The organism is Mycobacterium nebraskense, assembly GCF_002102255.1.
Lineage (GTDB): Bacteria > Actinomycetota > Actinomycetes > Mycobacteriales > Mycobacteriaceae > Mycobacterium > Mycobacterium nebraskense.
Window position 1 is genome coordinate 132405 of record NZ_LQPH01000171.1, and the last position, 21402, is coordinate 153806.

22 protein-coding genes and 1 pseudogene are annotated in these 21402 nt (G+C 67.3%); 15 read left to right on the plus strand and 8 right to left on the minus strand.

Going from position 1 to position 21402, the window contains the following annotated elements; translation table 11 throughout:
• Positions 1-10: 10 nt before the first annotated feature.
• The 3 genes from AWC17_RS26785 to AWC17_RS26795 are packed head-to-tail and all read left to right on the plus strand — an operon-like array spanning position 11 to position 2915.
• Positions 11-1735, plus strand: a complete 1725-nt coding sequence (locus tag AWC17_RS26785; RefSeq protein ID WP_085165470.1) for a virulence factor Mce family protein — start codon at positions 11-13, stop codon at positions 1733-1735.
• Positions 1735-2424, plus strand: coding sequence for a mammalian cell entry protein (locus AWC17_RS26790; protein WP_085165472.1), 690 nt, complete (start codon positions 1735-1737; stop codon positions 2422-2424). Before AWC17_RS26785 ends, AWC17_RS26790 begins: the two co-directional genes overlap by 1 nt.
• Positions 2424-2915 (plus strand): mammalian cell entry protein, encoded by a 492-nt coding sequence (locus AWC17_RS26795; protein WP_085165474.1) that lies wholly within the window; start codon positions 2424-2426, stop codon positions 2913-2915. Before AWC17_RS26790 ends, AWC17_RS26795 begins: the two co-directional genes overlap by 1 nt.
• A gap of 9 nt (positions 2916-2924) precedes the next feature.
• On the opposite strand, the gene AWC17_RS26800 is transcribed toward AWC17_RS26795, so the two are convergent.
• The 3 genes from AWC17_RS26800 to AWC17_RS32315 all read right to left on the minus strand — a co-directional run bounded on the left by AWC17_RS26800 (position 2925) and on the right by AWC17_RS32315 (position 5234).
• On the minus strand, positions 2925-3503 hold the full coding sequence (locus AWC17_RS26800) for a hypothetical protein (RefSeq protein WP_046185177.1): 579 nt from the start codon (positions 3501-3503) through the stop codon (positions 2925-2927).
• An 84-nt stretch (positions 3504-3587) separates the two neighbouring features.
• Positions 3588-5069 carry an alpha,alpha-trehalose-phosphate synthase (UDP-forming) gene (locus AWC17_RS26805; RefSeq protein WP_047321905.1) on the minus strand — a complete coding sequence of 494 codons (1482 nt, stop codon included), beginning with the start codon at positions 5067-5069 and terminating at the stop codon, positions 3588-3590.
• Entirely contained in the window at positions 5070-5234 is a 165-nt protein-coding gene (locus tag AWC17_RS32315) for a hypothetical protein (protein WP_102419489.1), read from the minus strand.
• 16 nt (positions 5235-5250) lie between these two features.
• On the opposite strand from AWC17_RS32315, the pseudogene AWC17_RS26810 reads away from it, so the two are divergent.
• From AWC17_RS26810 to AWC17_RS26825, 4 genes and pseudogenes are all read left to right on the plus strand, one after another.
• A pseudogene (locus AWC17_RS26810) lies at positions 5251-5929 on the plus strand (ABC transporter ATP-binding protein).
• Entirely contained in the window at positions 5929-6726 is a 798-nt protein-coding gene (locus tag AWC17_RS26815) for an ABC transporter permease (protein ID WP_046185179.1), read from the plus strand. The pseudogene AWC17_RS26810 and the gene AWC17_RS26815 overlap by 1 nt, the downstream one beginning before the upstream one ends.
• A 64-nt stretch (positions 6727-6790) precedes the next feature.
• Positions 6791-7714, plus strand: coding sequence for an enoyl-CoA hydratase (locus tag AWC17_RS26820; RefSeq protein WP_046185185.1), 924 nt, complete (start codon positions 6791-6793; stop codon positions 7712-7714).
• Positions 7715-7819: 105 nt separating this feature from the next.
• Positions 7820-8650: an SDR family oxidoreductase gene (locus AWC17_RS26825; protein ID WP_085165476.1), complete on the plus strand. Its 831-nt coding sequence runs from the start codon at positions 7820-7822 to the stop codon at positions 8648-8650.
• Here AWC17_RS26825 and AWC17_RS26830 read toward each other — a convergent pair.
• Entirely contained in the window at positions 8633-9526 is an 894-nt protein-coding gene (locus AWC17_RS26830; protein WP_085165477.1) for an NAD(P)-dependent oxidoreductase, read from the minus strand. The two genes, AWC17_RS26825 and AWC17_RS26830, sit on opposite strands and share 18 nt — an antisense overlap.
• 105 nt (positions 9527-9631) lie before the next feature.
• Here AWC17_RS26830 and AWC17_RS26835 point away from each other — a divergent pair, with 105 nt between their 5' ends.
• Positions 9632-10423, plus strand: a complete 792-nt coding sequence (locus tag AWC17_RS26835; RefSeq protein ID WP_085165479.1) for an SDR family NAD(P)-dependent oxidoreductase — start codon at positions 9632-9634, stop codon at positions 10421-10423.
• A gap of 85 nt (positions 10424-10508) precedes the next feature.
• On the opposite strand, the gene AWC17_RS26840 is transcribed toward AWC17_RS26835, so the two are convergent.
• Positions 10509-12065: an LCP family protein gene (locus AWC17_RS26840; protein ID WP_141224806.1), complete on the minus strand. Its 1557-nt coding sequence runs from the start codon at positions 12063-12065 to the stop codon at positions 10509-10511.
• A 281-nt stretch (positions 12066-12346) separates the two neighbouring features.
• Positions 12347-12619 (minus strand): hypothetical protein, encoded by a 273-nt coding sequence (locus AWC17_RS26845; protein ID WP_046186283.1) that lies wholly within the window; start codon positions 12617-12619, stop codon positions 12347-12349.
• A gap of 63 nt (positions 12620-12682) precedes the next feature.
• On the opposite strand from AWC17_RS26845, the gene AWC17_RS26850 reads away from it, so the two are divergent.
• Together AWC17_RS26850 and AWC17_RS34050 are read left to right on the plus strand one after the other, a co-directional pair.
• On the plus strand, positions 12683-13831 hold the full coding sequence (locus AWC17_RS26850; protein ID WP_046186282.1) for a TDT family transporter: 1149 nt from the start codon (positions 12683-12685) through the stop codon (positions 13829-13831).
• Positions 13832-14092: 261 nt separating this feature from the next.
• Positions 14093-14272: a hypothetical protein gene (locus tag AWC17_RS34050; RefSeq protein ID WP_046186281.1), complete on the plus strand. Its 180-nt coding sequence runs from the start codon at positions 14093-14095 to the stop codon at positions 14270-14272.
• Here AWC17_RS34050 and AWC17_RS26860 read toward each other — a convergent pair whose 3' ends face one another.
• Positions 14273-15757: an amidase gene (locus tag AWC17_RS26860; protein WP_085165481.1), complete on the minus strand. Its 1485-nt coding sequence runs from the start codon at positions 15755-15757 to the stop codon at positions 14273-14275.
• A gap of 88 nt (positions 15758-15845) precedes the next feature.
• On the opposite strand from AWC17_RS26860, the gene AWC17_RS26865 reads away from it, so the two are divergent.
• From AWC17_RS26865 to AWC17_RS26885, 5 genes are all read left to right on the plus strand, one after another.
• Complete coding sequence (locus AWC17_RS26865; protein ID WP_197089723.1) at positions 15846-16712, plus strand: alpha/beta fold hydrolase; 867 nt, start codon at positions 15846-15848, stop codon at positions 16710-16712.
• 180 nt (positions 16713-16892) lie between these two features.
• Complete coding sequence (locus tag AWC17_RS26870; RefSeq protein WP_276038251.1) at positions 16893-17534, plus strand: chymotrypsin family serine protease; 642 nt, start codon at positions 16893-16895, stop codon at positions 17532-17534.
• A 147-nt stretch (positions 17535-17681) separates the two neighbouring features.
• On the plus strand, positions 17682-18146 hold the full coding sequence (locus tag AWC17_RS26875; protein ID WP_085165484.1) for a lipoprotein LpqH: 465 nt from the start codon (positions 17682-17684) through the stop codon (positions 18144-18146).
• 40 nt (positions 18147-18186) lie between these two features.
• On the plus strand, positions 18187-19116 hold the full coding sequence (locus tag AWC17_RS26880; RefSeq protein WP_085165486.1) for an MAP_0585 family protein: 930 nt from the start codon (positions 18187-18189) through the stop codon (positions 19114-19116).
• 111 nt (positions 19117-19227) lie between these two features.
• Positions 19228-19467, plus strand: a complete 240-nt coding sequence (locus AWC17_RS26885; protein WP_046185545.1) for a hypothetical protein — start codon at positions 19228-19230, stop codon at positions 19465-19467.
• 10 nt (positions 19468-19477) lie between these two features.
• Here AWC17_RS26885 and AWC17_RS26890 read toward each other — a convergent pair whose 3' ends face one another.
• Complete coding sequence (locus AWC17_RS26890) at positions 19478-20386, minus strand: lytic transglycosylase domain-containing protein (protein ID WP_085165506.1); 909 nt, start codon at positions 20384-20386, stop codon at positions 19478-19480.
• Positions 20387-21402: the final 1016 nt, after the last annotated feature.

Here is a 21402-nt window from a genome sequence, read left to right on the forward strand (position 1 = left end):
GCGGACGCAGATGCACGACAGACTCACCAGGATCCAGCTGTGGATATTCGCGGTGATCACCGCCATCACATTGACCGTGATGGCGATCTTCTACCTTCGGTTGCCCGCCGCGTTCGGCCTTGGAACCTACGCGGGAACAGCCGATTTCGTCGCCGGCAGCGGCCTGTACAAGAACGCCAACGTCACCTATCGTGGCGTCGCCGTCGGCCGGGTGGAATCGGTGGGCCTCAACCCCAATGGCGTCACCGCCGGGATGCGGCTGAACAGCGGCACGGCCATCCCGTCGAACGTCACCGCCACCATCAAGAGCGTGTCGGCCGTCGGTGAGCAATACATCGACCTGGTGCCGCCGAGCGCACCAGCAACGACGAAGCTGCACAACGGGTTTCGGATCGAGCGGCAGAACACCCGGATCGGCCAGGATGTCGCCGATCTATTGAAGCGGGCGGAGGCCCTGACCAACAGCCTGGGCGACACCCGGTTGCGCGAGCTGCTGCATGAGACGTTCATCGCGACCAACGGGTCGGGCCCCGAACTGGCCCGGCTGTTCGAGTCCGCCCGGTTGCTGGTGGACGAGGCCAACGCGAATTATCCGCAAGCCTCGCAGTTGATCGACCAGGCCGGCCCGTTCCTGCAAGCACAGATTCGCGCCGGCGCCGACATCAAGTCGCTGTCCGACGGGCTGGCGCGGTTCACCTCCGAGGTGCGCCAGGCCGACCCAGAGCTGCGTTCGACGCTGGCCACCGCCCCGGGGGCGACCGACGAGGCCAGCACCGCGTTCTCCGGCATCCGTCCGTCCTTCCCGGCGCTGGCCGCCAGCCTGGCCAACCTGGGCCGGGTGGGAGTCATCTACCACAAGTCGATCGAGCAGCTGCTGGTCGTGCTGCCGGCGCTGTTCGCCGCGATCACCACGGCCGCCGGCGGCATGCCCCAGGACGAGGGCGCCAAGCTGGACTTCAAGCTCGACCTGAACGACCCGCCGCCGTGTGCCGTCGGCTTCCTGCCACCGCCGTTGATGCGCACGCCGGCCGACGAGACCGTGCGCGAGCTGCCGAGGGACATGTACTGCAAGGTCGCCCAGAACGACCCGAGCACGGTTCGGGGCGCGCGCAACTATCCGTGCCAGGAATTCCCGGGCAAACGGGCGCCGACGGTTCAGCTCTGCCGCGACCCGAAGGGCTACGTTCCCGTTGGCCGCAACCCGTGGCGTGGTCCGCCAGTGCCCTACGACACTCCGGTGACCAACGGGTTGAACGTGTTGCCGCCCAACAAGTTCCCATACATCCCGCCGGGCGCAGAGCCGGATCCCGGCACACCCATCGTCGGGCCGCCCCCTCCTGGTGTGGCGCCCGGGCCCGGCCCGCTGCCGAACAAGCAGCCGGCATTTGACCCGCCGCCGCCAAACGACAACGGGCCGCCACCGCCCTTCACGTCGTGGCAGCCGCCTGGGGTTCCGCCCGTGCCGCCGCAGCTGCCGTATCCCAAGTGGCTGCCACCGCCGGCGCCGCCGGAAGGGATCAATCCTCCGCCGCCGGGCCCGGGACCGGAGAAGCCGTGGGGGCCGCCACCTGGCTCGCAGCCGCAGGCCAGCGGGCCGGCCTACGCCACCTATGACGAGAAGACCGGCGCGTTCAAGGACCCGGCCGGCGGCACTGGTATTTTCGCGGCCGGTACTAGCGGCGCGTCGAGTGCCGAGAATTGGGTGGACCTGATGCTTGATCCGAGGCCGATGTAGTGGCAGACGAGCCAACGAACAGTCCGCGCGTTCGTCGTCGGGCCTCCCGCGCGGCCGGCCCCGCGAAAGGCGAGGCGAATGCGGCCGCCACGGTGCAGGTCGATGCCGCGCCGTCGCAGCCGGCCAAGCCCGCCAGGGCCCTCAAGTCGGTCAAGCCGCCGCCGCGGCGGCGGCCGCACCGCGTCCTGGTGGCCGGGATCTCGTTGGCGGCCGCGCTGTTGGGCATCGGCGCGCTGGCCGGTTGCCTGGCCGTGCTCGTCGTGCAGCAACGGCACGCCAACGCCCAACAGGCGCGCGATCAGCGTTTCGTCGACACCGCCACCCAGACGGTGGTCAACATGTTCAGCTACAAGCAGGACACCATCGACGAGAGCGTGAACCGTTTCTACAACGGCACCAGCGGGCCGCTGCGCGGAATGCTCGGCGCCAACAACAACATCGAGAACCTCAAGGGCATCTTCCGCTCCACCAATGCGACGTCGGAAGCCGTCATCAACGGCGCCGCGCTGGAGGGCATCGACACCGTCACCGACAACGCGTCCGTGCTCGTTTCGGTGCGGGTCACGGTGGCCGATATCGACGGCGTGAACAAGCCCTCCATGCCCTATCGCCTGCGGGTGATCGTGCACGAGGACGAGCAGGGTCGGATGACGGGCTACGACCTGAAGTATCCCAACGGGGGTAATTGATGCGGTGGCGGCGCTGGCTGCTCGTCGTCGCGGGCTACCTCCTGGTTGTGGTGTTCGTCGGGTTGTCCGCGGCGGCCGGCTGGTTCTACTGGGGGCGGGTACAGACGTGCGGCGAGGAGGCGGCCCGGGCGATGCTTCCGGGCTTGGCTACCAAGGAGATTCCCGAGGTCTTCGCCTACGACTATCAGACGGTGGAACGCAGCCTGAGCGATGCGTACCCGCTGTTGACGCCCGACTATCGCCAGGAGTTCCGGAAAAGCGCCAACGCGCAGATCATTCCGGAGGCCAAGAAGCGTGAGGTGGTCGTCCAGGCCAGCGTTGTGGGCGTGGGAATCATGTCAGCCAAGCGTGATTCGGCATCGCTGATGGTCTATATGAACCGCACCGTGACCGACAAATCACGCCAGCCGCTCTACGATGGCAGCCGGTTACGGGTGGACTACAAGAAGATCGGCAAGCAATGGCTGATCGCCTACATCACGCCGATCTAACAGCAGGTCCTAGTAACACATCGCAATGCCGTTGCAGTACAACGGATAACGTTCGACGGGGCTGGGCGGGGGCCCGGCCAGCTGGAGCGAGAACGGTTGCTTCTTCATCTCCGGCTGCATCCCACAGACGGGGCCGTGCAGGCTGGTGTGGGTGCCGCTCATGTTCTCGTCGCTGAACGCGTAGGTTTCGGTGGACGGTGCGGTGCCGCCGCCCGGACACGAAACGCCGTCCGATTTCTCGACTTTGAAGGTCCACAGCATGCTGGACATTCGAGCCCTACCGCTGAAGTTTTGTGCCTTGTCCGCGGCGGTGATCCGCTCGTTCGTCGAACTCACGATGTTCAGGGCGCAGTTCATCGCGAAGACGATCGGGTCGGAATAGTCATTCATGTTTCGGGTTCCGGACGGCTGGTCGCACAGGGCCGAGATCGTCCAGGTCACCCCGGAGACCCCCGCCTCGTTGTAGTTGTAGTTGCCGTCCGGCGGCGGTCCGACCGCGTGGGCCGGGTCACCGGAGTCCAGCGCGATTCCGATGGCGACTGCCGAGAAGATGCCTGCGCCAGCGGCCAACCCGCGACGGAACTTCACAGTGCCCTCCCTTTCCGACCTTCCCCTGCACCGATCCATCGAGTATCACAGCGTTTGCGCGGCAACACCATGGGTTCGGGCGGCCTACTTGGCATCCTGCGGACGCGGCTCCGCCAACGCGTCGAGGAATGACCGCGCCCAGCGGTCGACGTCGTGGGCGAGCACCTGGCGGCGCATCGCCCGCATCCGGCGCCGGCCCTCCTCGACGGGCTGGTTGAGGGCCGCTTCGATCGCGTCTTTGACGCCGTCGAGGTCGTGCGGGTTGACCAGGTAGGCCTGCCGGAGTTCGGCTGCGGCGCCGGTGAATTCGGACAGCACCAGCGCACCGCCGAGGTCGCTGCGGCAGGCGACGTACTCCTTGGCCACCAGGTTCATGCCGTCGCGCAGGGGGGTGACCAGCATGACGTCGGCGGCCACGAAGTATGCGATCAATTCGTTGCGGGGGACCGGGCGGTGCAAGTAGTGCACCACCGGATGGCCGACCTCCGCGTATTCGCCGTTGATATGGCCAACCTCGCGCTCAATCTCGTTGCGCAGAATCTGGTAGCTCTCCACGCGTTCGCGGCTCGGCGTCGCGAGCTGGACCAGCACGGTGTCGTCGCCTTTCGAACGGCCTTCCGCGAGCAGCTCCGAGAAGGCCTTCAGCCGCACATCGATGCCCTTGGTGTAGTCGAGCCGGTCGACGCCGAGCAGCACCTTGCGGGGGTTGCCCAGCTCGGCCCGGATCTCCCGGGCGCGGCGCCTGATGTCGCGGTCGCGGGCGGCCTGGTCGAGCGAGCTGGAATCGATGGAGATGGGGAAGGCGCCCACCCGGACCACGCGCGAAGCGAGCTCGACCTCCCCGTACCGCGAGCGCACTCCGACGGATCCGCGGGAGGTGTTGACGCCGATCAGTCGCCGGGACAGGAACAGGAAGTTCTGGGCGCCCCCGGCCAGGTGGAAGCCCACCAAGTCGGCGCCCAGCAGGCCCTCGATGATCTCCGTGCGCCACGGCAGCTGCATGAACAGTTCCACCGGTGGGAAGGGGATGTGCAGGAAGAAGCCGATGGTCAGGTCGGGCCGCAGTTCACGCAGCATCTTGGGGACCAGCTGCAGTTGGTAGTCCTGTACCCACACCGTCGCGCCCTCGGCGGCGGCGCGGGAGGTGGCTTCGGCGAAGCGCCGGTTGACCTCGACGTAGCGTTCCCACCATTCGCGGTGGTAGATCGGTTTGACGATGACGTCGTGGTACAGCGGCCACAGTGTGGCGTTCGAGAAACCCTCGTAGTACTGGGCGATGTCGTCGGCGCTCAGCCGCACCGGTCGGAGCTCGAGGTCCTCCTGGACGATGGGCTCGTCAGCGAAATCGATCTCTTCCTCGGCGATGCCCGCCCAGCCGACCCACGCGCCACGCCGGCGACGCAGCAGCGGCTCCAGCGCGGTCACCAGCCCGCCGGGGCTGCGCTTCCACGCCGTGGTGCCGTCTGGAAGCCGCTCCTGGTCTACGGGCAGCCGGTTGGCGACCACCACGAAGTCGGAGTTTCCGAAGGGTGGCGTCTTCGAGTCGTGCCCGTTCCCGGGAGCCATTTACGCGTCGAGTTTTGCGGGCCCAATGCCGAGCATGGACAGGAAGACGCGGCACTCGTCGGCGTCGTTCGCATATGCCGCGACGACTCGCCTGGCCTGGCTCGCGGTGCTGTCGGCAACCGGTTCGACGTCGCCGATTTCGCCAGGGTCAGATTTCGTAGCCATGACTTAACTGTAGGTGATGCAGGATGGGCAGGTGGGTGAGGACTTGATGTTCGAGTTCCTCGACGTGGTGGTAGAGCGGCAGGGAGTGCGGGCGTTGGACGGCCTGACCGCCGCCATTCCGGGCCGGGGGGGTGACGGCCGTGTTCGGACCGTCGGGATCGGGCAAATCGACCCTGCTTCGACTGTGCAATCGACTCGAGGTGCCGACGAGCGGCACGGTGTCGTTCTACGGCAAGGACGTCGCCGGCATCGATCCCCTGTGGCTGCGGCGCCGGGTGGGCATGTGTTTCCAGCGTCCGACGCCGTTCCCGGGGACGGTGGCTGACAATCTGCGGGTGGCCGACCCCGACGCATCCGATGCACGGATGCGGGACACCCTGGCCCGGGTGGGTTTGACCGGATCGTGGCTGGACCGCGACGCCACCGCGCTGTCGGGCGGGGAAGCGCAGCGCATCTGCCTGGCGCGCACGCTGATGGCACAGCCGCAGGTGTTGCTGCTCGACGAACCCACCTCCGCCGTCGACTCCGAAGCCGTCGGGGTGATCGAGCGTGCCGTGCGTGACCTGGCGGCCGACGGGATCCCCGCGCTGTGGGTCACTCACGACTCGGCGCAGGTCGAGCGCGCCGCTGACCGGGTCCTGCAGATCGGGCGGGGCCGCAGCCTCGGGCTCGGCCCGGTCGGGTCGGTGGCGTGATGAACGGCCAGGTCGGCTGGCTGGGCCTGGCGGCGTCGCTGATCCTGGTGGCGTTCGCAGCGGCGATTTCACTGTGGCAGCGGTTGGGGCTGCAGCGGCAACTGGTTTGGGCGGCGGCCCGCGCCCTGGCCCAGTTGCTGCTCGTGGGCGGCGCGCTGACGTTGCTGTTCGAGCCCGGCCGTTCCCTGTGGTGGTCGTGGGCGTGGGTGGCCGGCATGGTGGCCTACGCCGGGGACGTCGCCCGCCGCAGGGCACCGGAGGTGCCGCGACTGGCGCCGCTGACGATCGCCGCGTTCGCCGCCGCGGCGGTCATCACCCTCGGGGTGATTTTCGGGCTGCGGGTGTTCCCCCTGCAGGCGCGGACCCTGGTGCCGGTCGCCGGGATGATGATCGGCAACTCGATGACCGCCACGGTGTTGGTGGCCCGGCGGTTGGTCGACGAGTTGCGCGACAAACGCGACGAGGTGGAAGCCAGGCTTGCCCTCGGGCAACCTTCTCGTCAGGCCGCTGCCCCGTACCTGCGGACCGCGTTGCGGTCCGCGATATCGCCGCAGATCGAAACCACGAAAGCCACCGGCCTGGTGTTCCTCCCGGGCGCCATGACGGGGCTCATCCTCGCCGGCGTGCATCCGGTGCAGGCCGTGCTGGTCCAGGCTGTCGTGATGTTCTTGATCCTGGGTTCGGTGGCGGCCACCACCGTCGTCGTCGGACTCGGACTCGTCCGCCTGGCGTTCACCCGAGACCATCGCCTGCTGCCGCTCGACAAGCGGCCGGACGGCTCAGCCACCCACCGATGACCCACTTACAGACTGGCCGTAATGTGTAACGATGTCGGACCTGACAACGAGTGAGGTGGGCCGAATGACAGTCTCAGAGCAAGCCGGTGCTCAGACGGGCAATGCCGATGCCGAGGAGTTGGTGAGCTACGAAACCCTCGACGAGGGTCGCATCGCGCGGATATGGCTCAACCGGCCCGATGCCCACAACGCGCAAAGCCGCGGCATGCTGGTTCAGCTCGACGAGGCGTTTGTGCGCGCCGAGGCCGACGACACCGTGCGCGTGGTGATCCTGGCGGCGCGCGGCCGCAACTTCTCCGCGGGCCACGATCTGGGCTCCGAGTTGGCGATCGCCGAGCGCAGCCAGCTTCCGAGCTTCCGCATCAACGGCGGGACCCGCGATCCGATCGCGGAGAAGATCTACCTGCAGGAGTGGCACTACTTCTTCCAAAACACCTGCCGCTGGCGGGATTTGCGCAAAATCACCATCGCCCAGGTGCAGGGCAACGCGATCTCCGCGGGACTGATGCTGATCTGGGCGTGCGATCTGATCGTGGCCGCCGACAACGCCAAGTTCAGTGATGTGGTCGCGGTGCGCTTGGGGATGCCGGGCGTCGAATATTATGCTCACCCTTGGGAATTCGGTCCCCGTAAGGCCAAAGAGCTGCTGCTGACCGGCGATGCGCTCGACGCCGACGAAGCCTATCGGCTTGGCATGGTGTCCAAGGTGTTCCCGGTCGACGAGCTGGCCGAAAAGACGCTGGAATTCGCCCGGCGCATTGCCGACCGGCCCACGATGGCGGCGCTGCTCGTCAAGGACTCGGTCAACGCCGCCTCCGACGCAATGGGATTCACCGAGGCATTGCGTCACGCGTTCCACATTCACGAGTTGGGGCATGCGCACTGGGCGGCCCACAACGAGAACAGGTACGCGGTCGGCCTGCCGCCCGACGTCGAGGACTGGCGCAACGCGAAGCCGACGCAGGTGGCCCGCCGCGATACGCCGTAGCGCTCGCAGGGCTGGCTATGGCGGGTGTCACCAGCACCCGTTGCCGCGGCAAGTTCTTCGCATGGTTCGATATCTAGAACCTGTTTCAGTTTGAGAGGGCGTCGCGTGCAGCTTTCTTTCGAAAACCGGACATATCTGGTCACTGGCGGTGGCAGCGGAATCGGCAAGGGCGTGGCCGCCGGGCTGGTCGCGGCCGGTGCCTCGGTCATGATCGCCGGTCGCAACCCCGACCGGCTGGCGGGCGCCGTCAGCGAGATCGAAGCGCTCGAAGGAAGCGGCTCCATTCGCTACGAGCCGACCGACGTCACCAACGAGGACGAGGCCGCCCGCGCGGTGGACGCCGCCACAGCCTGGCACGGTCAACTCCACGGGGCGGTGCATTGCGCAGGTGGCTCCGAGACGATCGGGCCAATCACCCAGATCGACTCGGAAGGCTGGCGACGCACCGTCGACCTGAACGTCAACGGCACCATGTACGTGCTCAAGCACGTCGCGCGCGAGCTGGTCCGCGGCGGTGGCGGTTCGTTTGTGGGCATTTCGTCGATCGCGGCCAGCAACACCCACCGGTGGTTCGGCGCCTACGGGGTCAGCAAGTCGGCCGTCGACCACATGATGCAGTTGGCCGCCGACGAACTCGGCCCGTCCTGGGTGCGCGTCAACAGCATCCGACCGGGCCTGATCCGCACGGATCTGGTCGCGCCGGTATTCGCCCTGCCCGAGGTGAGTGAGGACTACCGCGCGTGCACGCCGCTGCCACGGCCCGGCGAGGTCGAGGACGTCGCCAATCTGGCGATGTTCCTGCTCAGCGATGCCGCCTGCTACATCACCGGGCAGGTCATCAACGTCGACGGTGGGCTGATGCTGCGGCGCGGCCCGGACTATTCCGCGATGCTGGAACCCGCGTTCGGCGCCGACGGGCTACGCGGACTCGTCTGATAACAGGCCGGCGTCTCGGTCGGCGAGCGTGGCGAGCGCCGACCAGTCCAGGTGCCCGCCGCCGGTCGCCACCAGCGTGAGCAGCCGGTCGCGCAGCACGCTGGCCACCGGCAGCGGCACTTCGAGCTGCTCTGCGGCGGCGAGCACCAGCCGCACATCCTTGAGCCCCAGAGTCGCCGCCATGCCGGCCGGCTCGAACTCCCGGCGCGCGATCAGCCCGCCGTAGGTCTGGTAGGCCGGCGCGGCGAACAGCGTCGAGGTGAGGATGTCGACGTACTGCTGCTTGTCGACGCCGTCCTTGGCGACCAAAGCGGCTGCCTCGCTGACGGATTCGATGGCGGATGCGATCAGGAAGTTGCCGCTCAGCTTCACCAGGTTGGCCGTGTGTGGCCGCTCGGACACCACGAAGGTCCGCTGCCCGATCGCGTCGAACAACGGGGACAACGGCTGCAGCACCTGTGGCGCACCCGCCGCGACGACGAAAAGCTTTGCGGCCGCGGCCGCGTCGGGCCGGCCGAAGACCGGCGCCGCGGCATACTGCTGACCGGCTTCGGCGTGCGCGGCGGCCAGGCGCTCGGAGAGGGCGACGCTGATGGTGCTCGACGAGACGTGCGTCGTGCCCGGCGCCAGCGACGCGACGATGCCACCTTGGTCGAAAGCCACGCCCTCGACGGCCCTGTCGTCGGCCAGCATGGTGAACACGACCTCGGCGTTGCACGCGTCGGCGACGTTGCGCGCGGCCGCCGCGCCCTGCTGCACGAGCGCTTCCGCCTTATCGGGGGAGCGGTTGTAGACGGTGACGCGGTGGCCCGCCTTCAAGAGGTTCACGGCCATGCCGCGGCCCATCTTCCCGAGGCCGATGAATCCGATGTCCATGCCTCCACTGTGCCCGTTCTGGGCCCTTTCTCACGCCTTTCCCCAGACCCGGATGAGCCGCTCCTTACGATGATGGTCACGCACGCCTAGTGACGGGAGCGGCAGATGAATCGACTCGAGGGCAAGCGGGTCCTGGTGACCGGCGCCGCGTCGGGGATCGGGCAGGCGACCGCGCTGCGGCTGCTCGACGAGGGTGCCATCGTGGTGGCCTCCGACGTCGCGGAGGGTGGCCTGGACGCCACGCGGGTCCGCGCGGACGAGGCCGCGACCGCCGGGCGCCTCACCACCATGCCGATGGACGTGGGCAACGAAGGCTCGGTGATCGACGGCGTGAGCCTGGCCGTCGAAACGCTCGGCGGACTGGATTCATTGGTCAACGCCGCCGGCATCCTGCGCGCCGCGCACACCCACCAGACCAGCTTGGAACTATGGAACCAGATCGTCGGCGTCAACTTGACCGGGACGTTTCTCGTTGTGCGCGAAGCGCTTCCGGCGCTGCTGGCGAATCCGCGCAGCGCGATCGTCAACTTCAGTTCGACCTCGGCCTCTTTCGCTCACCCCTACATGGCGGCGTACGCGGCGAGCAAGGGTGGGATCCAGGCCTTCACTCATTCACTGGCGCTCGAATACGCGCGCGACGGCTTGCGCGCGGTCTGCGTGGCCCCGGGCAGCATCAAGTCCGGGATCACCGACGCGACCGGCGGATACATCCCCAAAGACGCTGACTGGACGCTGTTTTCGAGGTTGATGCCGATTTTGCCGACCACGGTGGAGTCCAGCGGCACCGGGATGGCCGATCCGTCCGTGGTCGCCGGGGTGATCGCCATGCTGGTGTCCGAGGACGGCGCGTTCATCACCGGGACCGAAATTCGTATCGACGGCGGGACGCACGCTTAGCCCGTCGCCGCGCCCGATGGCGGCGACCCGCCGCGCCCGGCTTCGCCGCGCTTGCGATCGCCGCTAGTTAACGCACGGATCGCCGCTAGTTAACGCACGGCACGCCGCCGCCGTCGATCGGCTTCCCCTGATCGGGCGTCGGATAGGTCGTGGTGGTGCCGTTGTAGTAATACGGCTTGGCTTTGCTGGACGTTGTGGTTGTCGCGGTCTCGTCCGTCGTGCCGTCGTCAACCATCGACACCGAGAAATTGGTATCCAGGGTCACCCTGACGTGTCCGGGTTGGACGCTGGGATCGGGCTGACTGGGCGCATCGAGGCCGAGCAGTTTGGCCACGTTACCGGCGTCGGTTTCCGCGCCGGCGCCGTACGCGACGGTGCTCGCGGTCGGTTCGCCCGAATTGCGGTCGCGGGTCTGGCCCGTGGTGTAGCCGTGGTTTTGCAGGGCGCGTGATACCTCGGTCGCCAGTCCGCTCATGCTGCCGGCATTGATCACATCGACGACGGTCGACGGACTCGGTTTGGCGGCCGTGGTGGCTGGCGTGGTGGTCGTGGGCGAGGCGCCAATCGCCGCGGCCACCTCGGCCTTGATTGCGGCCGGGTCGATGATGTTGACGTCCTGGCCGTCGATGTTCTCGTAGCGCACCACCGGCAACGTCCGGAACTCCACGTGGCCGCCGGAGGCCAGCGAACCCAGCCGCTGGATCATCTCCTCGTCCCAACCGGCCGACAGCACCACATCCTTACGTGCCACCGCCATGAGGCTCTTAAGCTTGTCCAGGTTGGTGAAGGTGCCCGCGGCCTGCAGTTCCTGCATCACCGACGAAATGAACGCCTGCTGCCGATGGGTGCGGTCCAGGTCTCCGTTATCCAGGCCGTGGCGCTGCCGGACAAAAGACAGGGCCTGGGAGGCATCCAACGTCTGTCGCCCGGCCGGAAAGTCGGCACCCGAATACGAGTCGTAGACGGGATGGTTGAGGCACACCTCCACCCCGCCCAGGGTTTGGGTCAGGTCGTAGAACCCGGCCAGATTGACCTCGGCGAAATAGTCGATCGGAACGCCGGTCAGACTCCGCACCGCGCGTAGCGTCGCCGCGCGGCCGGCTTCGCGACCCTTGGTCTCGAGTTCTTTCTGGCTGCTGGCGCCCTGATTGGCGAGCTTCTGCGCGACATACTGCTTGGTGAGGCCGTACGCCTCTTTGATCTTGATGTGGTTGTAGCCAGGCACCCCGGTGAAGGACACCCAGTCGTCGCGCGGGATCGAGAAGGCGACGACTTTGTTGTCGGCGCTGACGTGCACGAGGATCAGCGTGTTGGTGTTGTAGCCGCCGTCATCGGAATCGCCGGCGTGCAGGTGCTTCAGGATCGACCACGGCAGGTCGTTGCCGTCCTGATCTTTACGGGAGTCCAGCCCGATCAGCAGGATGTTCATGTCGTCGCCGCTGGACCGGGGGTCGTCGGGCTGCAGGGCATTCGAAACGGTGATGCCGCCCAGCGCACCGTGGGCCACGTAGTACCCCGCCCCGGTCAGCCCCACCGCCGCCACGGACACCAGCGCGCCCAAGGTACGCGTCAGCCCTTTACGGAAACGTGAGGGTTGACGGACGGCTCGATGACGGTGATGGGCACCGCCCGAGCGGGCCATCACAAACCTCTGCCCACACCCAGCGCATCACCAGCCACCGCAACGGCGGTTTGCGGCGATGTCACTTCAAGCATGGTGACAAGTATGCGTTAGCTTGCTGTGAAGGCCCCAATCGAGAACGCTTCCCGAGCCGGCCCCACCCGGCGGGCCGGGCATGCGTTCCTGGCGGCAATCTTCGCCTGACCAGCACGTTCTGGCTCCAACGTCGCGTGGTGGTTTCGACAACGTCACACCGCCGACGGGACCGATTCGAACCTGTTATCGAGCCGATACGACGACGGCTATCGGGCTTTGACGAGGTCCTCGCCCGATTCGTAGAAAACGGTGATGTTCGAGCCGGTCATGATCTCGGCGACGTACACACCGAGCGGTTCGACCTCGTAGTAGTAGTGAACGTTGCCCTGGGGGTCCATGGCCGTCGCGCACGACAAGCCTGGCGCCCCGCATCGTTGTTTGATGGGTATGGCGAGAACGGCGAGCACCACTACCACGGCGAGCCCGACCCTCACCGGGACTCTGCTGAATGCCTGCCTCGTCGTCGGCGCCGGATGCATCACCGTTGGAGTGTAAGCGGCTTGCCCGCCCGATTCGGCGTGGCGAAGTAGGGTTTCTCAGCTATGGCCATTGCAAACCCGGGCGGCGCGGCGTCGCCGCAGACCCGGGTCGAGGTACTGGGCAACATCGGGCCCAACTGGTTCGCCTCGGTGATGGGCACCGGGATCGTCGCCATCGCCGGCGCGACCCTGCCCGTGCACGTGGTCGGGTTGCGTGCATTCGCCCAAGTGGTCTGGGTGATCGCCGCCGTCCTGCTCGTGGCGCTGATCATTCTGATCGGGGGTCACTGGTTGCGTCACCCCACCGTCGCGCGCACTCACGCGCGCAATCCGCAGATGGCACACTTCTACGGCGCCGCGCCGATGGCGTTGATGACGGTAGGCGCGGGAGGGGTAGCCGTCGGCGCGGATCTGCTCGGCGAGCGCATCGCCGTCGACCTGGATTGGGTGCTGTGGACCGGGGGAACGCTGGGCGGGCTGTTCACCGCGGTGAGCATTCCGTTCTTGATGTTCACCCAGCACAACGTCGAGCCCGACGCGGCCTTCGGTGGCTGGCTGATGCCGGTGGTTCCGCCCATGGTGACCGCGGCCACGGGTGCCCTGCTGCTACCGCACATGTCGGCGGGCACCGGGCGCGAGACCATGCTCTTCGGCTGCTACGCGATGTTCGGGTTGTCGTTGCTGGCTTCCCTGAACATCATCGCGATGATCTGGGCGCGCCTGACGTTGTATGGCACCTCGGGTTCCGCGCGCGTGCCCACGCTGTGGATCGTGCTGGGCCCACTCGGCCAATCCATCACTGCCGCTGGGCTTTTGGGTGCCAACGCGGGACTGGCCGTCAACCCTGAACTGGCCGAGGACCTCAATGCCTTCGCGATCCTCTATGGAGTTCCGGTGTGGGGCTTCGCGGTGTTGTGGATCGCGTTGGCCACCGCGCTGACCGTGCGCACGCTGCGGCGCGGCATGCCGTTCGCCCTGACGTGGTGGAGCCTCACCTTCCCGGTTGGAACCTTCGTCACGGGCACCTCCCAGCTCGCCGGTCACACCCATCTGCCCGCGTTCCGGCTGGCCGCGGCCATCGCGTACGCCGGGCTGTTGTTCACCTGGCTGCTGGTGGCTGTGCGCACCGCGCGGGGGAGCCTGCGCGGCAACCTGCTCAAGCTGCCGCCGAGCACGGCGCCGGTCAAGGCCAGCAAGGAACCAGTGCCCTGAGCTGCGGCGGCGGTTGAGGCCGTAAGCGTTTCGATCCCCGGGGTCGACGGGTAGGCAACCCTGAGCCGATCGGAGGGCGAACTATGGACACCAGCGAGCCGCCGGAGCGGGGTACTCCCAGCGAGACACCCGAGCGGGTGACGCCGACCGAGACACCTGAACGGCTCACGCCGGCAGAGCCGCCGGAGCGTTTGACTCCGTCGGAACCGTCCGAGCGTCGGGCTCGGATCCAAGCAGCTTGATGAGGACCGGAGGTTAACGATGCGCGCTGAGGAAGGCGACGAGACAGTCCAGGACTATGCCGCGGAGGGGAAACAGGCTCTCGGCAGGATCAAAGCTTCCCAACGAGCGGGGACTCGGCTTGGCGACGTCGCCAAGCGGTTCGCCAGGCTGTGGCGAGGCGATCACGCGCCGGGAGATGAGCCCGGCGCGCGAGGTTAGTCACCCGGGCGCCGGATACCGGTGAGCCCACGGGCTGGCTTCCTCGAGTTGGGCTGCCAGCTGCAGGAGGTCGCCGTCCGCGCCCAGCCGCCCCACCAACTGCGCACCGAGCGGAAGCCCGCCGTCGGTCCAATGCAGGGGCACGCTGATCGCGGGGCGTCCGGTGATGTTGGCGAGTTGCGTGTAGGGCACCCAACCCAGGCTTTCCTGGATCAGTTGCTCGAGAATCCCGCTGAGCGCCATGACTTTTCCCGCGCGCAGCTTGCTGGCGATGCGGGCAACCCGTTGTAGGGGGCGCGGTGTCGCCGTGGCGCCGACACGCAGGGGCGGCGTGGCCAGGGTGGGGGTCAGCAAGCAATCGAAGGTCTCGTGGAACGTCGCCAGGGACCGGATGTGATCGTTTCTGTTTTCCAACGCAAAAATGGGCGCCAGGACGCCGGTGGATCGGGCGAGTTCACTCACGGCCAGGGTGTCGGCCTCGAAATCGCGGTCGCCGGCACCGGTGCGTTGCCTGGCGTCGGCGACGTGCTGATAGAGCTGCGCGAACCAGATGGTGAGAAAGTCGCGCGCCAGGGCGGCGTCGTCGTACGGCGGGGAAACCTCCTCGACCCGGTGCCCCAGATCGGTGAGGAGCGACACCGCCCGTTCAACCGCGGCGATGGCTTCTCGGTCGGGATGTGGGTTGATCGCCGAGGACCACGAGTACCCGATCCGGAGCGCGCCGGGATGACGCTTGATGTGGTCGGCGAAAGCGCCTTGCGGGAGGGCGACTTCGTAGGCGCCATGCGGATCGCGGCCGACGATCGCGTCGCACAAGGCGGCGGTGTCGCGCACGGTGCGCGACACGACACCCTGGGTCACCATCCCGAACATCGGCTCGCCGGTCTGCGGGCCGTAGGGCGACAGCCCCCGGCTGAGCTTGAGGCCGACGAGCCCGTTGCAGGCGGCGGGGATGCGTATCGATCCGCCACCGTCGTTGGCCCCGGCCGCCGGGACGATCCCGGCGGCGACCGCCGCCCCTGATCCGCCCGATGAGCCGCCGGGAGTGTGCGCGGTGTCCCACGGGTTGCGGGCGGGCCCCCAGTAATCCGATTCCGTCACGCCCTTGGCCCCGAACTCGGGGGTGTTGGTCATCGCGAAGATCACCAGTCCCGCGTCCAGGAACCGCTGAGTCACCAGGGCGTGCCGCTCGGCCACGTCGTTGGCCAGCGACCGGGAACCGCTCGAGGTCGGAAAGCCGCGATACTCCTGGGCAAGGTCTTTGATCACGAAGGGCACACCGGCAAACGGTCCGCGCAGGTCCGGGTCGGCGGCTTGGCGGTCCGCCACGTCGCCGAGACGGCGGACGATCGCGTTCAACTGTGGATTCACCGCATCTGCTCGCTGCCGTGCCAACGCGAGGAGTTCTGCCGGCGTCACCTGCTTGCGCTCGACCAGGTCGGCCAGGGCAGTCGCATCCAAGGACATGTACTCGTCAAGCTGCATCGGTTTCTCCTCTGGACGCCCCTGCATCGTATTGGAGCCGCTTCGACGCCGGGCCGGCGCCGAGGCGGCTTAGTATCACCTGATGCCCATGGCAGTTGAACCGTTTTCGATCCAGGGGCCCGGTGGCGTGCGCATCGTCGCCGACCGGCTGGGCGATCCTGAAGCGCGAGCCGTGGTGTTCCTGCACGGCGGCGGGCAGACCCGTCGCTCTTGGGGCAAGGCCGCCGCCGCCGTGGCCCAGCGTGGCTGGCAAGCCGTCACCGTCGACCTGCGCGGCCACGGCGAATCCGACTGGTCCGACGAAGGCGACTACCGCGTCGTCAGCTTCGCCGGCGACGTCCAGGAAGTGCTGGGCACGCTGCCCCCGCAGCCGGTGCTAGTTGGCGCCTCTCTGGGCGGATTCACCTCGATGCTGCTCGCGGGTGAGCTTTCCCCCGGCATCGCCAGCGCGGTGGTCTTGGTCGACATCGTGCCGAACATGGACCAGTCCGGGGCGAATCGGATACACGCCTTCATGTCCGAGCGGGTGGAATCGGGGTTCGCCTCACTCGACGAGGTCGCTGACGCGATCGCCGAGTACAACCCGCACCGGCCGCGACCAACCGACCTGGACGGCCTGACCACGAATCTGCGTCGCCGTGGCGATCGCTGGTACTGGCACTGGGATCCCCAGTTCATCAGCGGGACTGCCGCGTTTCCCCCTTTCGAGGTCACCGACCCCGACCGCATGCACGCGGCGGTTGACGCGATCCTGAGCGGCGGGGTGCCGATGCTTTTGATTCGGGGCCAGATGAGCGACCTCGTCAGCCAGGAACGGGCTGACGAATTCCTGGTGCGCTTCCCGCAGGTCGAGTTCACCGATGTGCGCGGTGCGGGGCACATGGTCGCCGGCGATCGCAACGACATCTTCGCCGACGCCATCCTCGGATTCCTCGCCCGGCATGTCGACGGCTGATCACGGGCGTGCCGACGTCTATGGCGAAAGCTGTTGTCCGGCAGGGTATTCGCTAAAAGTTCTGTCGCTCACGTCAATTCGGTCGGATGAGGCCGGCGGCCCTGACCTGACGCCCAGGCGGCCGAAACCTGCTCGCGCTGTTAGCATGCTGCCCGACACATCAAGAGAGGCGGCGTGGCCATGCGGTGGGTGCGAGGGTTGGGCCTGGGGGGTGCTGTGGTCGTCGCCGCGACGATGCTGGCGAACCCGGCGCGAGCGGATGCGGGCGTGTCGCCGGGCATCAAGGTCGAAGATGAAAATAGCTCGTGCACAGCGGGTTTCGCGGCCCAGGGCAATGACGGCAGCTACTACCTGATGACCAGCGGCCACTGCGACGCCCACGACGGTTCGTTGTGGACATACGGGAATGACGTCCCGCTGGGGAAGATCACGGCTAGCGAGAAGGAGGGCGACACAAGGGACGCCGCGATCATCCTCCTTGAGCCGAGCGTGGGAGCGCCCCTCGGGGATGTCGGTGGAAGGTACGCGGTCCGGGATGTGTTGAGCGGTGACCAAATCCGGGAGGGCATGCCGTTCTGCAAATTGGGTGCGGTTACCGGTGAGACCTGTGGTTTCGTCAAACATGTTGACGGTGGCGTTGTCGAAGCCAACGTGTTCAGCCTCAACGGCGACAGCGGCAGCCCGGGTTTCGTCAAGAACCCTGACGGCACCGTAAGCGCGGTGGGTCTGTTGATGTCCTCACCCGACGGCGACGACTACACGACCTACTTCACGCTCATTGATCCGCTGCTGGGCAGGTGGGGGTTGCGCGTTCTCCCTTGACAGGCAAGGGCACCCGGCCGCATCTGGCACAGCGTTTGTAACTCGCCGGTATCGGGTATCCCGCCCCGCGGCATTGGTGGGGGCTCGCTACGTTGACGAGGCCAATGAGTTGTGCAGTGCGACACAGCGACACGAAGGAGAGCGTTAGTGAAGCGTGGGATCGTCGTCGGCGTGGCGAGCGTGGCCGTAGTGGCCGCGGCGTGCGCCGGCTGTTCGAGCAACAAGTCAAATACGGGATCGTCGGGTTCGTCGGCGTCGGCGGCCGGCCCGCAGGTCATCGTCGACGGTCAGACTCAGAACGTCAGCGGCCAGGTCACGTGCACTCCCTCGGGCGACAACACCAACATCGGCATCGGTGACCCGACAGCCGGGGTCGGCGCCGTGGTCAGCAACGCCAACCCGCCCATCGTCCATGCGGTCGGACTCGGCAGCGTCAACGGCATCACACTCGGCTTTTCCGACGCCGCGCCCAATCAAGGCGGCAACGCCGGAGCCGCGGTGAACGGGAAAACCTACGCAATCAAGGGCACCGCGACCGGGCTCGACATGAGCAACGCGCAGCAGCCGCAGCAGGTGACCAAATCATTCGAGTTGGAAGTGACCTGCCCGTAGTGCGGGCGATCTACACCCGGGAGGGGACGCAGCTATGTCTATGAAACGTGTCGTCAGCGCGGCGGCCGTCGCGGCGGGCCTGAGTATCTCCGCGGTCACTTTGAACGCGGGTTCGGCCTTCGCGGCGCCGCTCGACCCACCGCCGCCGTGCCCAAACTGCCACGGTGGTGGCGGTGGCGGGGGCAACCCCGGCGGTGGCGGCGGCAATCCCGGCGGAACCGGCGGGCAGCAGAGCGGGCCCGGCGGCACCCAGGGCGGGCAAAACAATCCCGCCCAAGGTGGGCATGGGCAGAACCCGCCGCAGGGCGGCCAGACCAACCCGCCGCAGGGTGGGCAGAACAACCCTCAGCAGGGCGGGCAAACCAACCCCCCGCAGGGTGGGCAGAACAATCCGCCACAAGGTGGTCAGAACACACCGGCGCCCAACGAGCACGGCCAGTACCCGCACCAAGGTGGGCCGAACGATCAGCCGCCGGGTGACCAGGGGCAGAACGGCCCGGGTGGACAACAGACCGCACCGGCGAACGAGCACAACCCGCCGCCTCAGGGCAGGCAGGACCTCAACCCGCCGAGCACCCAGCCTCCACACCAGGCGTACGTCCCGCGCGGGACGTACGTCAGCGGTAACGCCCAAGTAGGCGGGCCCGGCGATGCGCGGGCGGGCTTCAGCATCGTGGACCACGGGGCGCCGCCACCGCCGCCGCCGCGAGGCCACGGCTGGAACGACGGTCCGGCGCCCGGCCACCCGCCGCCCCACTGGGTGGGCGCTCCTCCTCCTGGGGGCTGGGACGGTCCGCCGCCTCCCGGTGGCTGGAACCGCCCGTGGTCCGGGCCGCAGCGTGACGTCGTAGTCGCGCAGGCCGATTTCGGGCCGTTCCAGTACGACTCCTACACCGCCATCCCGGTCTTCAACTGGCAGTTCGGTGGTTGGGGGTTCTGGTACATGGGAGTCTGGGTTCCGCTGTACTGACGGTCCGGCCGGAGTCGGTCGCCGAATCGAGAGCCGCCAACGGGTGCAGCCAGCCGTAGCCGGCGCGCCTGTTGGCGGGCGGCAGTTCGCTCGTCATGGCAGGCTCCGGGAATGGATGTGCGAGAGAACGTCCGCCGGGCCATCGATGTGATGACGGCTTGGACGTCCGACAGCGGCAATGAATTCGCCTGGAGCCGACTCGTCGAGAACGTGATCGATGAGCCCGATGGGGAAATCATGCTGTTGATGGGCTTCGTCAACCTCGCGGGCGAGCTGGGGATCAAGCTGGAGAAGGCCACGGGCCAAGACGTGCGATCGCACCTGCAGGACATCGCCCTGAAGTACCTCTGATCCGTGCGGGTTACTGCGGGTGGGTCGCCAGGTAGTCCTCGACGGGGATCGGGGACGGCGCGGCGTAGCCGACTGGAAGCAATACGTCGCCGGCGGTGGTGACGTAATAGACATCCCACCGGTAGTAGGTGGGGAACGCGGCCGGATCCGCTGCGATCAGTGCGGCGTATTGGTCAACCGCTTGGACATATTGGTGCGCGTGGTTGTAGCCGTAGATGGCGTGAGCGGGGTCGTTGGCGAAGCCGTTGGCGGCTAGGAAGCGGGCAGCCGCCATGATGCTGTCGCGGGGCGAGTTGATGTCGCCGCCCTGGCCGTAGGTGGCGAACGTCGACGGCAGGAACTGCATCGGGCCTTGCGCGCCGGCGGTGCTCATGCCGTTGATGCTGCCGAAGCGGGTCTCGACCAGGTTGATCGCGGCCAGGTAATTCCATCCGACACCGGTCTCCGCTTCCGCGGCGTGGTAATCGCTGATCAGCTCGTCGGCGGGAACGGGCGGCTCGATCCGCCACGCGGGCAGCGTATCTTTCGCGGGGGTCATCGCCTGGAGCTGTCGGCGGGCATCGAGGTTGCGGTCGTAGACGCCGACTAGCTCCGAGGGGATGCGCGGCCGCGTAATCGAGTCCCATTCGGGGTGCCGCCCGATCGCACGGTATGCGGCCTGTTCGCGGTGCGCCGCTGCCACCAGTGCGGGCTCCGGCGTCGATGGGTCACGCACGGCGCGCTCGTCGGCAACGAGGTCGTCGGCCACCTGTGCCGGGTCCGCTGCCAGTTGGGGTTGCGCGCCAAGAGGCGGATTCGGCGCTGCGGCAATGGTTCTCGACGCGAGCGGTGTGGCGGATGCTGTTGCTGCGGTTGAAGCGGTGACGGGGGTTGCGGTGGGCTTAGCCGGCGACGCTGAACAGCCGACAATTGCGAACATGACCGCGCCGAGTACGAGCGGCGCGGTAGCAGCGACTGCGCTGGTACGGCTCACTGTGTCACTTCCGTCGATTGCCCTGGATAGTCTTTCGCATCCGACCGCATGACATCAATGCGGTGACCGATATCGGCCGGGGGTGCGACCCCTAGGGCATGGCCCTGGAATGTTTGCGCCGTGCGAACCCGGGAGGAACTCCTTCAAGTTGCGGCTAGCCGCAGGCTATTTCACACTTGAGGATCAACTTCCTCCCAGCAGAGTGGAACAGTTGCATGCCTGACGCCACTGCTGAACCAACCGCGAGACGATCCAGGATCCGCCGAGCTCCGGGCCGGGCAGCTCCAAATTTCGTCCACCGTCCACTTCGTCCGGCGATATTCGCCGCGATGGTGACGGCACTGATCGCTGCACCCGAGACGCCCCCGTTGTTGCCGCCGGGGTGCGCGATTGGTTGGACGATGGTCGGGCATGTGTTGATCTACGTGCCCGACTGCACCCATCGGTCGCCGGCTCCACAACCCGCTCCGGACGCATTGCCGCCCGGTCCCGTTCCGCCGCCGGCTCAGTAGCCGGCGGCGGACTGGCGCGCCGTCGACTCAGCGACGCCGCGTGCCGGTCAAGGTGCCTACGAGGGCGTCGTAGCGGCGGAATCGCTATTGGGGCGGTCGGAGAAGGTCGGAAGTTGTACCGGTTCCCCATCGCGGCCGGCGGGTGACACGACCTCGGGCTCGGAGCGATGCGAAAACAAGTCGGACGATGTCATGGAGCGGGATCCTAAAATTGGTTTTGGCTTCGGCCCAACCGTGAGTGGGTGGAGCGAAGGGTGATCGATTCGTAGATGTGCTCATCTGCACAAGAAAGGGGCTACGGGCAGTGCATACACGAACTGCTGTCACCCAATCTACACGCCAGCGTTAGCGAAGACGTCGCGTCGAGCGACTGGCGGCGTTGATCTGCCCAAGAAACCGGGCCTCTTGGCCCTTCTTCCGGTCGTCTTCTACGGGGGTCCCCTTCACCGG